We start from the raw sequence: 13,274 nt of genomic DNA on the forward strand, positions 1-13,274 counted from the left end.
CCGATTGAGGTTGAGCATGCAGGCCGTAGAAGTGAAGAGCTTCCTTGAAGGAAAGCTGCCAAACACGAAGGTGGAAGTTGAAGGCGAAGGCTGCAATTTCCAGCTGAACGTGATTAGCGATGAACTGGCGGCGTTGAGCCCGGTGAAGCGTCAGCAGCAGGTCTATGCCCATTTGAACCCATGGATCACCGATGGCAGCATCCATGCGGTCACTATGAAATTTTTCAGCAGCGCGGCCTGGGCCGAGCGCACCTGAGCCCAAGGGCGTCGAGATTCTTATGGATAAATTGATTATTACCGGTGGCGCTCGTCTTGATGGCGAGATCCGCATTTCCGGGGCAAAGAACTCTGCCCTGCCGATTCTGGCGGCTACCTTGCTGTGCGATGGCCCGGTCACGGTTGCCAACCTGCCGCACCTGCACGACATCACCACCATGATCGAGCTGTTCGGCCGCATGGGCATCGAGCCGGTGATCGACGAGAAGCTCAGCGTCGAAATCGACCCGCGCACCATCAAGACCCTGATCGCTCCGTACGAACTGGTTAAAACCATGCGTGCGTCGATCCTGGTACTGGGCCCGATGGTTGCCCGCTTCGGTGAAGCCGAAGTGGCACTGCCTGGCGGTTGCGCCATCGGTTCGCGTCCGGTGGACCTGCACATCCGTGGTCTTGAAGCCATGGGTGCGGTCATCGACGTCGAAGGCGGCTACATCAAGGCCAAGGCGCCTGAAGGCGGCCTGCGCGGTGCGCACTTCTTCTTCGACACCGTCAGCGTGACCGGTACCGAAAACATCATGATGGCCGCCGCTCTGGCCAAGGGTCGCAGCGTCCTGGCCAACGCCGCGCGCGAACCTGAAGTCGTCGACCTGGCGAACTTCCTGATCGCCATGGGCGCCAAGATCTCTGGCGCCGGCACCGACACCATCACCATCGATGGCGTCGAGCGTCTGCACACCACCACTTACAAAGTGATGCCTGACCGTATCGAAACCGGCACCTACCTGGTTGCCGCTGCCGTAACCGGCGGTCGCGTCAAGGTCAAGGACACGGATCCGACCATCCTCGAAGCCGTCCTGGAAAAACTCCGCGAGTCGGGTGCCGAAATCACCTGCGGTGAAGACTGGATCGAGCTGAACATGCACGGCAAGCGGCCGAAAGCCGTCAACGTGCGGACCGCTCCGTACCCGGCGTTCCCGACCGACATGCAGGCGCAGTTCATCTCCCTCAACGCCATTGCCGAAGGCACCGGCGCAGTGATCGAGACGATCTTCGAAAACCGCTTCATGCACGTTTACGAGCTGCACCGCATGGGCGCCAAGATCCAGGTCGAAGGCAACACCGCCATCGTCACCGGTACCGAGAAGCTGAAAGGCGCGCCAGTCATGGCCACCGACCTGCGTGCTTCGGCCAGCCTGGTGATCTCGGCGCTGATCGCCGAAGGCGACACCCTGATCGACCGCATCTACCACATTGACCGTGGTTACGAGTGCATCGAAGAAAAACTGCAGATGCTCGGCGCCAAGATCCGCCGCGTACCGGGCTAGTTTTTTGCTGCATGGGCATAAGGATGTGCCCGTTGAATTCGTTTCAAGTCGAGGGCTTCTTTTTTATTATCGAGAGAGCCCTCGATGTGTGTCCGGCGCCATTTGCGACCGGGCATCAGTAGCCTGATAAGGACTGACGTTTCCCATGTTGACCATCGCACTGTCCAAGGGCCGCATCCTTGACGACACCCTGCCGCTTCTGGCTGAAGCGGGCATCGTGCCGACCGAGAATCCGGACAAGAGCCGCAAGCTGATCATCCCCACGACCCAGGAAGATGTACGCCTGCTGATCGTGCGTGCCACCGATGTGCCTACCTATGTCGAGCATGGCGCCGCTGACCTGGGCGTCGCCGGTAAAGATGTGCTGATGGAATATGGCGGCCAGGGCCTGTACGAGCCTCTGGACCTGCGCATTGCCCTGTGCAAGCTGATGACCGCTGGCCGTGTCGGCGACGTCGAGCCCAAGGGCCGCCTGCGTGTGGCGACCAAGTTCGTCAACGTTGCCAAGCGCTATTACGCCGAACAGGGTCGTCAGGTCGACATCATCAAGCTGTACGGCTCGATGGAGCTGGCGCCGCTGATCGGTCTGGCCGACAAGATCATCGACGTCGTCGACACCGGCAACACCCTGCGCGCCAATGGCCTGGAACCCCAGGATTTCATTGCCGACATCAGCTCCCGGCTGATCGTCAACAAAGCTTCGATGAAAATGCAGCACGCCCGTATCCAGGCGTTGATCGACACCCTGCGCAAGGCAGTGGAGTCTCGACACCGCGGCTGATTCACCTGCGCGGCCTTGAGCCGCGCCCGTCTATCCGCCTCATAGCCAGAATTCTCAGGTGCCCAAGCGGAAACGACTGCTAAGTTAGGGCGCCTGAGTTTTTGCCAATCCTATGAGGCTCTCGCTATGACCGCACCGACTGCAATTCGCCGACTCAACGCTGCTGACCCGGATTTCGCACATCATCTGGATCATCTGCTGAGCTGGGAAAGTGTGTCTGACGACTCGGTCAATCAGCGGGTGCTGGACATCATCAAGGCCGTGCGCGAGCGTGGCGACGCGGCGCTGGTGGAATTCACCCAGAAGTTCGACGGCCTGGAAGTCGCCTCGATGGCCGACCTGATCCTGCCGCGCGAACGCCTGGAACTGGCCCTGACCCGGATCACCGTGCCGCAGCGTGAAGCGCTCGAAAAAGCCGCGGCCCGCGTGCGCAGCTACCACGAAAAACAGAAACAGGATTCCTGGAGCTACACCGAAGCCGACGGCACCGTGCTCGGCCAGAAGGTTACGCCACTGGATCGTGCGGGCCTGTACGTGCCGGGCGGCAAGGCGTCGTACCCGTCGTCCGTACTGATGAATGCGATCCCGGCCAAAGTGGCGGGCGTGACCGAGGTGGTCATGGTGGTGCCGACACCGCGCGGTGAAATCAACGAGCTGGTGCTGGCCGCTGCGTGTATCGCTGGCGTTGACCGCGTGTTTACCATCGGTGGCGCCCAAGCGGTTGCCGCGCTGGCGTACGGCACCGAAAGCGTGCCGAAGGTCGACAAGGTGGTCGGTCCGGGCAACATTTATGTCGCCACCGCCAAGCGCCACGTGTTTGGCCAGGTCGGTATCGACATGATCGCCGGCCCGTCGGAAATCCTTGTGGTGTGCGACGGCAAGACCGATCCGGACTGGATCGCCATGGACCTGTTCTCCCAGGCCGAGCACGACGAAGACGCCCAGGCGATTCTGGTCAGCCCGGACGCGGCGTTCCTCGACCAGGTCGCCGCCAGCATCGCCAAGCTGATGCCGACCATGGAGCGTGCCGCCATCATCGAAACCTCGATCAATGGACGTGGCGCGCTGATTCAGGTGCGTGACATGGAGCAGGCGATCGAAGTGGCCAACCGCATTGCGCCGGAGCACCTGGAGTTGTCGGTCGCTGACCCGCAGGCCTGGTTGCCGCAGATCCGCCACGCGGGTGCGATCTTTATGGGCCGTCACACCTCCGAAGCCCTGGGCGATTACTGCGCCGGCCCGAACCACGTGCTGCCGACCTCCGGCACCGCACGGTTTTCGTCGCCGCTGGGTGTGTACGACTTCCAGAAACGCTCGTCGATCATCTTCTGCTCCGAGCAGGGTGCGTCCGACCTGGGCAAGACTGCTTCCGTGCTGGCCCGTGGCGAGTCGCTGACCGCCCACGCCCGCAGCGCTGAATACCGCATCGTCGACGAACAAAAGGGGAACTGAACATGAGTAAATTCTGGAGCCCGTTCGTCAAGAACCTGGTGCCTTACGTGCCGGGTGAGCAGCCGAAGCTGGCGAAGCTGGTGAAGCTCAACACCAACGAGAATCCGTACGGCCCATCGCCAAAAGCGCTCGCGGCGATGCAGACTGAGCTCAACGACAATCTGCGTCTGTACCCGGATCCGAACAGCGATCTGCTGAAGAATGCTGTCGCCAAGTACTACGGCGTGCAAAGCAACCAGGTGTTCCTCGGCAACGGTTCCGATGAAGTCCTGGCGCACATCTTTCACGGTTTGCTGCAACACGACCAACCGCTGCTTTTCCCGGACATCAGCTACAGCTTCTACCCGGTTTACTGCGGGTTGTACGGCATCACGTTCGACGCGGTGCCGCTGGACGAGCAGTTCCAGATCAACCCGGCGGACTACGCCAAGCCGAACGGCGGGATCATTTTCCCCAACCCGAACGCGCCGACCGGCTGCCTGCTGGCGCTGGATGCGGTGGAGCAGATCCTCAAGGCCAGCCCGGATTCAGTGGTCGTGGTGGATGAGGCTTACATCGACTTCGGTGGCGAAACCGCAATCACCCTGGTGGACCGTTACCCGAACCTGCTGGTAACCCAGACGCTATCCAAGTCCCGTTCTCTCGCCGGCCTGCGGGTCGGTCTTGCGGTGGGGCATCCGGACCTGATCGAGGCGCTGGAGCGGATCAAGAACAGCTTCAACTCTTATCCGCTGGATCGTCTGGCGAATGTCGGTGCGGCAGCGGCGTTCGAAGATCGCGAGTACTTCGACAAGACCTGCGGGTTGGTCATCGAGAATCGCGAGAAGGTCGTTGCGCAACTGCAAGCCAAGGGCTTTGAAGTGCTGCCGTCAGCGGCGAACTTCATCTTCGCCCGGCATCCGCAGCACGATGCGGCGGGGCTGGCGGCGAAGTTGCGTGAGCAGGGCGTGATTGTCCGGCACTTCAAGCAGGAGCGCATTGCGCAGTTCCTGCGGATTTCGATCGGCACGCCGGAGCAGAACCAGGCGCTGATCGACGGCCTCGGCGACCTCTAAAACACCCGACAATCCCTGTGGGAGCGAGCCTGCTCGCGATAGCGGTTAAACAGTCAACGATGATGTTGAATGTTATGACCTCATCGCGAGCAGGCTCGCTCCCACAGTGGTTTTGTGTAGACGGTTTACTGCTCTTCTTTCTCTTTGCTCGGCGCCGGTGGCGGACGCAAACCGATCTCTGCGGTGAGCTTCAGCTCCTTGCCATTGCGCATCACCTGAATCGTGACCTTGTCGGTCGGCTTGATCCGCGCGACCTGGTTCATCGAGCGACGGCCATCACCGGCCGGTTCGCCGTCGATGGCGAGAATCACGTCACCCAATTGCAGGCCGGCCTTCTGCGCCGGACCGTCACGGAAAATCCCCGCGACCACGATGCCCGGACGTCCCGACAGACCAAATGACTCCGCCAGCTCCTGGGTCAACGGCTGCACTTCAATGCCGAGCCAGCCACGGATCACCTGACCGTGTTCGATGATCGACTTCATCACTTCCATCGCCAGCTTCACCGGGATCGCGAAACCGATGCCTTGAGAACCGCCGGATTTGGAGAAGATCGCCGTGTTGATGCCGGTCAGGTTGCCATTGGCGTCCACCAGCGCACCGCCGGAGTTGCCCGGGTTGATCGCCGCGTCGGTCTGGATGAAATCTTCGTAGTTGTTCAGACCCAGCTGGTTGCGGCCAGTGGCGCTGATGATGCCCATGGTCACGGTCTGGCCGACGCCGAACGGGTTACCGATGGCCAGGGCCACGTCACCGATGCGGATGTTGTCGGAACGGCCGACGGTGATCGCGGGCAGGTTCTTCAGGTCTATCTTCAGGACCGCGAGGTCGGTTTCCGGGTCGCTGCCGATCACTCGGGCGAGGGTTTCACGACCGTCCTTCAACGCCACCACGATCTGGTCGGCGCCGCTGGTCACGTGGTTGTTGGTCAGCAGGTAGCCTTCCGGGCTCATGATCACGCCGGAGCCGAGGCTCGATTCCATGCGCTTCTGCTTCGGCGAGTTGTCGCCGAAGAAGCGGCGGAACTGCGGATCTTCGAACAGCGGGTGATTCGGTTTGTTGATGACTTTGGTGGTGTACAGGTTCACCACCGACGGTGCGGCGGTGGTGACCGCGTCGGCGTACGACACCGGACCTTGCTGCATCATGGTGGTTTGCGGGGCTTGCTGCAGGTTGACGTCGAGGCTCGGAAGCCCGACCCACTGCGGGTAACGCTGGATGATCAACAGAGCGATAAGCACGCCGGCCAACAGCGGCCAGCCGGAAAAACGCAGCGCCTTGAGCATTAAGCACGTCCTGGAAGGTTGCAGGCGGTTAGAGACCGCCCATAATGTCGCGCATTATACGAGGCCGCGCGTGCCTCTGAACGGGATATTTAGGAGTCTTTTATGGCCGTCGCCCTGAGCACCCTGGTCGAAGAAGCCGACCGTTATCTGAGCAGTGCCAAGATCGCCGATTATTGCCCCAACGGATTACAGGTCGAAGGCCGTCCGCAGGTGATGCGCATCGTCAGTGGCGTCACCGCCAGCCAGGCGTTGCTGGACGCCGCGGTCGAAGCGCAGGCCGATCTGGTGCTGGTGCATCACGGGTATTTCTGGAAAGGCGAGAACCCGTGCATCACCGGCATGAAGCAGCGGCGCTTGAAAACCCTGCTCAAGCACGACATCAGTCTTCTGTCCTATCACCTGCCGCTGGACTTGCATCCGGAGGTCGGCAACAACGTGCAGCTCGCGCGTCAGTTGGACATCACCGTCGAAGGGCCCTTGGATCCGGATAACCTGAAAGTGGTCGGTCTGGTCGGCTCGCTAAGTGAGCCGATGACACCACGGGATTTCGCCCGTCGCGTGCAGGAGGTCATGGGGCGCGAACCGTTGCTGATTGAAGGCAGCGAGATGATTCGCCGGGTCGGCTGGTGCACCGGTGGCGGCCAGGGTTACATCGATCAGGCGGTTCTGGCCGGTGTCGATCTGTACCTCAGCGGCGAAGCGTCCGAGCAGACCTTCCACAGTGCCCGGGAAAACGACATCAGCTTCATCGCCGCCGGTCACCACGCCACCGAGCGCTATGGCGTGCAGGCGCTGGGGGATTACCTGGCGCGACGGTTTGCGCTGGAGCACATCTTCATCGATTGCCCGAATCCAATCTGAATCCCCCCTATCCACTGTAGGAGCGAGCCTGCTCGCGAAAAACCCGAGAACGCCGCGGGGTGCCAGTTTTCCCGCGTCATCGTTGGCGACCATCGCCGGCAAGCCGGTCTCGCTCCCACATGGGTATATTCATATACCCTTTCGATCTAGCTGGCGTCCTGATTAGAAGAGGTCGCTGTGCTAGGATTCCCCGCTCGAACACGGCCCGCTGGCCGTCCATAAGATCGTTTTCGTGAGTAGCCATGGTCGACAAACTGACGCATCTGAAACAGCTGGAGGCCGAAAGCATCCACATCATCCGCGAGGTCGCCGCCGAGTTCGATAACCCGGTGATGCTGTACTCCGTCGGTAAAGACTCCGCCGTGATGCTGCACCTTGCACGCAAGGCATTCTTCCCGGGCAAGCTGCCGTTCCCGGTGATGCACGTCGACACCCGGTGGAAGTTCAAGGAAATGTACGCGTTCCGCGACCGCATGGTCGAAGAACTCGGCCTGGACCTGATCGTGCACGTGAACCCCGATGGCGTCGCGCAGGGTATCAACCCGCTGACCCACGGCAGCGCCAAGCACACGGACATCATGAAGACCGAAGGCCTCAAGCAGGCCCTCGACAAACACGGCTTCGACGCCGCGTTCGGTGGTGCCCGCCGCGACGAAGAGAAATCCCGCGCCAAGGAGCGCGTGTATTCCTTCCGCGACACCAAGCACCGCTGGGATCCGAAAAACCAGCGTCCAGAGCTGTGGAACGTCTACAACGGCAACGTCAACAAGGGCGAGTCGATCCGGGTTTTCCCGTTGTCGAACTGGACCGAGCTGGACATCTGGCAGTACATCTACCTCGAAGGCATCCCGATCGTGCCGCTGTATTTCGCCGCCGAGCGCGACGTCATCGAGCTGAATGGCACCTGGATCATGATCGACGACGAACGCCTGCTCAATCACCTGAGCGACGAAGACAAGGCGCGCATCGTCAAGAAGAAGGTCCGTTTCCGCACACTGGGTGACTACCCGTTGACCGGTGCGGTCGAGTCCGAGGCGACCAGCCTGACCGACATCATTCAGGAAATGCTCCTGACGCGAACTTCCGAACGCCAGGGCCGGGTCATCGACCACGATGGCGCAGGCTCGATGGAAGAAAAGAAACGTCAGGGTTATTTCTAAGGGGTTGTCATGTCGCACGTATCTGATTTGATCAGCGAGGACATCCTCGCCTACTTGGGCCAGCACGAACGCAAGGAAATGCTGCGCTTTCTGACCTGTGGCAACGTCGACGACGGCAAGAGCACCCTGATCGGGCGCCTGCTGCACGACTCCAAGATGATCTACGAAGATCACCTGGAAGCCATCACCCGCGACTCGAAAAAAGTCGGCACCACCGGTGAAGACATCGACCTGGCGTTGCTGGTCGACGGCCTGCAGGCCGAGCGCGAGCAGGGCATCACCATCGATGTCGCCTACCGCTATTTCTCCACCGCCAAGCGCAAATTCATCATCGCCGACACCCCCGGCCATGAGCAGTACACCCGCAACATGGCCACCGGTGCATCCACCTGTGACCTGGCGATCATCCTGGTCGACGCCCGCTACGGCGTGCAGACCCAGACCCGTCGCCACAGCTTCATCGCCTCGCTGCTCGGCATCAAGCACATCGTGGTCGCCATCAACAAGATGGACCTCAATGGCTTCGACGAAAACGTCTTCGAGTCGATCAAGGCCGATTACCTGAAGTTTGCCGAAGGCATCGCCTTCAAGCCGACCACCATGGCCTTCGTGCCGATGTCGGCGCTCAAGGGCGACAACGTGGTGAACAAGTCCGAGCGCTCGCCGTGGTACACCGGCCAGTCGCTGATGGAAATCCTGGAAACCGTCGAGATCGCCAGCGACCGCAACTACACCGACCTGCGTTTCCCGGTGCAGTACGTGAATCGCCCGAACCTGAACTTCCGTGGTTTCGCCGGCACCCTGGCCAGCGGCGTCGTGCACAAGGGCGACGAAGTCGTTGTGCTGCCGTCGGGCAAGAGCAGCCGCGTGAAATCCATCGTCACCTTCGAAGGTGAGCTGGAGCATGCCGGCCCTGGTCAAGCGGTGACGCTGACCATGGAAGACGAGATCGACATCTCCCGTGGCGACCTGCTGGTGCACGCCGACAACCAGCCACAAGTAACCGACGCCTTCGACGCTATGCTGGTGTGGATGGCCGAAGAGCCGATGCTGCCGGGCAAGAAGTACGACATCAAGCGCGCGACGTCCTACGTGCCGGGTTCGATCACCAGCATCGTCAACCGCGTTGACGTGAACACCCTGGAAGAAGGTCCGGCCAGTGCGTTGCAGCTGAACGAGATCGGCCGGGTCAAGGTCAGCCTCGACGCCGCCATCGCCCTGGACGGTTACGCGAGCAACCGCACCACCGGTTCGTTCATCGTCATCGACCGTTTGACCAACGGCACCGTCGCCGCCGGCATGATCATCGCGCAGCCACTGGCGCATGGCAGCAGCACGCACCACGGCAAACTGGCGCACGTCGCCACTGAAGAACGCGCCCAGCGTTTCGGCCAGCAACCGGCCACCGTGTTGTTCAGCGGTTTGTCGGGCGCCGGCAAAAGCACCCTGGCGTATGCGGTTGAGCGCAAGTTGTTCGACCTCGGTCGTGCGGTGTTTGTGCTCGATGGCCAGAACCTGCGTCACGACCTGAATAAAGGTCTGCCACAGGATCGCGCCGGGCGTACCGAGAACTGGCGTCGTGCCGCGCACGTGGCGCGTCAGTTCAACGAAGCTGGTCTGCTGACACTGGCCGCCTTCGTCGCGCCGAGTGCTGAAGGGCGCGAGCAAGCCCGGGACCTGATCGGCAAGGAGCGTCTGCTGACGGTCTACGTCCAGGCCTCGCCGACCGTCTGCGCCGAGCGTGATCCGCAAGGCCTGTACGCGGCGGCCGGGGACAACATCCCGGGCGAGTCCTTCCCGTATGACGTGCCGCTGGATGCCGATCTGGTGATCGATACCCAGGCCGTGTCGCTGGAAGAGGGCGTCAAGCAAGTGCTGGATCTGCTGCGCAAGCGTGGCGCGATCTAAGCGTTAGCCGCTAACGAAAAACCCGCCGATGAGTGATCATCCGGCGGGTTTTTTTGTGTCCCTGAAATGGTCATCGCGAGCAGGCTCGCTCCCACAAGGGCGGTGTTCACGGAAGATCAACTGTGGGAGCGAGCCTGCTCGCGATGAGGCCAGTGCAGGCGACGGATTACTTCCCGGGATACTCGCGATGCATCTGCGCCAACAGCGCATCCTTGTCTTCCCACAACTGATTGATCCACCCCTGGAACTGCAGCCGATACTCGCCATCCTGGTCGTAGTTCTTGCCGATGAACTGCGGCGGAATCTTCAGTTCCTGAAAATGCACCACCACGTCGGCAACGTTCCCGCAGAGCAAATCCCAATACCCTGGACGTCCGCCCGGATAGTGAATGGTCACGTTGACGATCGATTCCAGCTGCTCACCCATCGCGTCCAGCACAAACGCAATGCCGCCGGCCTTGGGTTTGAGCAGGTACTTGAATGGGGATTTCTGTTGGGCGTGCTTGCCTTCAGTGAAGCGCGTGCCCTCGACGAAATTGAAAATGCCCACCGGGTTGTCGCGAAACTTCGCGCAGGTCTTGCGCGTGGTTTCCAGGTCTTTGCCTTTCTTCTCCGGGTGCTTCTCCAGGTAGGCCTTGGAGTAGCGCTTCATGAACGGAAAGCCCAGCGTCCACCAGGCCAGGCCAATCACCGGCACCCAGATCAACTCTTGCTTGAGAAAGAACTTCAGTGGCTGGATGCGCCGGTTGAGCACGTACTGCAGCACCATGATGTCGACCCAGCTCTGGTGGTTGCTGGTGATCAGGTACGAGTGCTGATAGTCCAGTCCTTGAAGGCCGCTGAGGTGCCAGCGGGTGCGGCAGACCAGGTTCATCCAGGCTTTGTTGTTGCTGATCCAGGCTTCATGGGTATGGCTCATCAGCCAGCGCGTGAAGCGCTGGGTGAGGGCGAAGGGCAATACCTTGAAAATCGCCACGCAGAACAGGAACGAGCACAGCAGAATCGTGTTCAGGGCTAGCAACAACGATGCAATCACGCCGCGCACGGCGGCAGGCAGGAAACCCAGCATTTAAACATCCAGAGGTCGGTTGGCGGCTTGGATCGCGGTCAACGCGATGGTGTACACAATGTCGTCGACTTGCGCACCGCGCGGCAGGTCGTTCACCGGTTTGCGCAGGCCTTGCAGCATCGGCCCGAGGCTGACGCAATCGGCGCTGCGCTGCACGGCCTTGTGCGTGGTGTTGCCGGTGTTCAGGTCGGGGAACACGAACACCGTGGCGCGACCGGCGACCTGACTGTTCGGCGCCAGTTGCCGGGCCACGGTTTCGTTGGCGGCGGCGTCGTACTGCAACGGGCCGTCGATCAGCAGCGAGTGCTGTTGCTCGTGAGCGAGCAACGTCGCTTCGCGCACCTTCTCGACTTCTTCGCCGCTGGCCGACTCACCGCTGGAGTAGCTGATCATCGCCACACGCGGCGTAATGCCGAACGCCGCTGCCGAGTCCGCGCTCTGCAGGGCGATCTCGGCCAGTTCGGTGGCGCTCGGGTGCGGGTTCATCACGCAGTCGCCGTAGACCAGCACTTCTTCTGGAAACAACATGAAGAACACCGACGACACCAGGGTGCAGCCCGGTGCCGTCTTGATCAATTGCAGGGCCGGGCGAATGGTGTTGGCGGTGGAGTGAATGACGCCGGACACGAGGCCGTCCACTTCATCCAGCGCCAGCATCATGGTGCCGATCACCACGGTGTCCTCCAGTTGCTGCTCGGCCATCGGCGCGTTGAGGCTTTTGCTTTTGCGCAGGGCAACCATCGGCTCGACATAACGTTCGCGGATCAGGTCCGGGTCGAGAATTTCCAGCCCCGGCGGCAGCTCGATATCGTGCGCGCGAGCCACGGCTTCAACGTCTTCCGGTTTCGCCAGCAACACGCAACGGGCAATGCCGCGTGCCTGACAGATCGCCGCGGCCTGCACGGTCAGTGGTTCGCTGCCTTCCGGCAAGACGATGCGTTTGTTGGCGGCTTGGGCGCGCTGGATCAGTTGATAGCGGAATACCGCCGGTGACAGGCGCATTTCCCGCGGCGTGCCGCAACGCTGGTGCAGCCAGTTGGCGTCGAGATGGCTGGCGACGAAGTCGGTGATGATCTCCGCACGCTCGCGGTCGTCGATCGGGATTTCCTTGTTCAGGCCGTTCAGCTGGTTGGCGGTGTCGTAGGAACCGGTACTCACCGACAACACCGGCAAACCGGCCTGCAAGGCGCCGCGACACAGGTCCATGATGCGCGGGTCGGGCAGGGTGTCGCTGGTCAGCAACAGGCCGGCCAGCGGCACGCCGTTCATGGCGGCAAGGCTGACGGCGAGGATGATGTCGTCGCGGTCGCCGGGCGTCACCACCAGCACGCCGGGCTTGAGCAGCTCCACGGTGTTGCGCATGGTGCGGGCGCAGATGATGATTTTGTTCATGCGCCGGGTTTCGTAATCGCCGGCATTGAGAATCTGCGCGCCCATCAGGTCCGCCACGTCGCGGGTGCGCGGCGCGTTCAGTTCCGGCTGGTACGGGATGCAACCGAGCAGGCGGAAATCACCGCTGCGCAACAGCGGCGAATGTTCCTTCAGGCGCGAAGCGAAGGCGTCCATGCTTTCGTCGGTCTTGACCTTGTTGAGGATCACGCCGAGCACTTTCGGGTCCTTCGGGCCGCCGAACAATTGCGCCTGCAATTCCACGCGGCCGGAAAGTTCGGTCAGCGCTTCGTTTTCCGGTGCCGAGACCAGGATCACGTCGGCGTCGAGGCTCTTGGCCAGGTGCAGATTGACCCGTGCGGCGTAGCTGGCGGTGCGGGTCGGCACCATGCCTTCGACGATCAGCACGTCTTTGCCGATGGCCGCCTGCTGATAAAGCGTGATGATTTCTTCGAGCAACTCGTCGAGCTGACCGTCACCGAGCATGCGCTCGACGTGGGCCAGGCCCAGCGGTTGCGGCGGTTTCAGGCCGTGGGTGCGTGCCACCAGTTCGGTGGAGCGCTCCGGCCCGGTATCGCCCGGATGGGGCTGGGCGATCGGTTTGAAAAAGCCGACCTTGAGGCCGGCGCGCTCGAGGGTACGGACCAGCCCGAGGCTGATGGAGGTCAGACCCACGCCAAAATCGGTGGGTGCGATAAAAAAAGTTTGCATGCGGATTCTCTAAGGGAGCATGACAAAGGTGATCATCTATAGCTGACGATCTACCGAA

At 61.5% G+C, this 13,274-nt stretch carries 11 protein-coding genes; 8 read left to right on the forward strand and 3 right to left on the reverse strand.

Annotated elements, in window-relative coordinates:
- Window positions 1-16 precede the first annotated feature (16 nt).
- The 5 genes from ACF6ZU_RS17120 to hisC all read left to right on the forward strand — a co-directional run bounded on the left by ACF6ZU_RS17120 (window position 17) and on the right by hisC (window position 4,832).
- Entirely contained in the window at window positions 17-256 is a 240-nt protein-coding gene (locus tag ACF6ZU_RS17120; protein WP_007901566.1) for a BolA family protein, read from the forward strand.
- Between the two features lie 22 nt (window positions 257-278).
- Complete coding sequence (gene murA, locus ACF6ZU_RS17125) at window positions 279-1,544, forward strand: UDP-N-acetylglucosamine 1-carboxyvinyltransferase (protein ID WP_223450704.1); 1,266 nt, start codon at window positions 279-281, stop codon at window positions 1,542-1,544.
- A gap of 145 nt (window positions 1,545-1,689) precedes the next feature.
- Entirely contained in the window at window positions 1,690-2,325 is a 636-nt protein-coding gene (gene hisG / locus ACF6ZU_RS17130; RefSeq protein WP_008026940.1) for an ATP phosphoribosyltransferase, read from the forward strand.
- A gap of 126 nt (window positions 2,326-2,451) precedes the next feature.
- Complete coding sequence (gene hisD / locus ACF6ZU_RS17135) at window positions 2,452-3,777, forward strand: histidinol dehydrogenase (protein WP_392885342.1); 1,326 nt, start codon at window positions 2,452-2,454, stop codon at window positions 3,775-3,777.
- Between the two features lie 2 nt (window positions 3,778-3,779).
- Window positions 3,780-4,832, forward strand: a complete 1,053-nt coding sequence (hisC, locus tag ACF6ZU_RS17140) for a histidinol-phosphate transaminase (protein ID WP_392885344.1) — start codon at window positions 3,780-3,782, stop codon at window positions 4,830-4,832.
- 125 nt (window positions 4,833-4,957) lie between these two features.
- Here hisC and algW read toward each other — a convergent pair whose 3' ends face one another.
- Window positions 4,958-6,118: a Do family serine endopeptidase AlgW gene (algW, locus tag ACF6ZU_RS17145; protein WP_392885345.1), complete on the reverse strand. Its 1,161-nt coding sequence runs from the start codon at window positions 6,116-6,118 to the stop codon at window positions 4,958-4,960.
- Window positions 6,119-6,220: 102 nt separating this feature from the next.
- Between algW and ACF6ZU_RS17150 the strand changes: the two genes are divergently transcribed.
- From ACF6ZU_RS17150 to cysN, 3 genes are all read left to right on the forward strand, one after another.
- Window positions 6,221-6,979 carry a Nif3-like dinuclear metal center hexameric protein gene (locus tag ACF6ZU_RS17150; protein WP_392885348.1) on the forward strand — a complete coding sequence of 253 codons (759 nt, stop codon included), beginning with the start codon at window positions 6,221-6,223 and terminating at the stop codon, window positions 6,977-6,979.
- A 242-nt stretch (window positions 6,980-7,221) separates the two neighbouring features.
- Window positions 7,222-8,139: a sulfate adenylyltransferase subunit CysD gene (cysD, locus tag ACF6ZU_RS17155; RefSeq protein WP_392885350.1), complete on the forward strand. Its 918-nt coding sequence runs from the start codon at window positions 7,222-7,224 to the stop codon at window positions 8,137-8,139.
- Window positions 8,140-8,148: 9 nt separating this feature from the next.
- On the forward strand, window positions 8,149-10,047 hold the full coding sequence (gene cysN, locus ACF6ZU_RS17160) for a sulfate adenylyltransferase subunit CysN (RefSeq protein WP_392885352.1): 1,899 nt from the start codon (window positions 8,149-8,151) through the stop codon (window positions 10,045-10,047).
- 166 nt (window positions 10,048-10,213) lie between these two features.
- Here cysN and ACF6ZU_RS17165 read toward each other — a convergent pair whose 3' ends face one another.
- Both ACF6ZU_RS17165 and pta read right to left on the reverse strand, forming a co-directional pair.
- Entirely contained in the window at window positions 10,214-11,116 is a 903-nt protein-coding gene (locus ACF6ZU_RS17165) for an acyltransferase (RefSeq protein ID WP_392885353.1), read from the reverse strand.
- Complete coding sequence (pta, locus tag ACF6ZU_RS17170; RefSeq protein WP_392885355.1) at window positions 11,117-13,216, reverse strand: phosphate acetyltransferase; 2,100 nt, start codon at window positions 13,214-13,216, stop codon at window positions 11,117-11,119.
- Window positions 13,217-13,274: the final 58 nt, after the last annotated feature.

It is taken from the genome of Pseudomonas migulae (genome assembly GCF_043225285.1).
In the GTDB taxonomy this organism is placed as follows: domain Bacteria; phylum Pseudomonadota; class Gammaproteobacteria; order Pseudomonadales; family Pseudomonadaceae; genus Aquipseudomonas; species Aquipseudomonas migulae_C.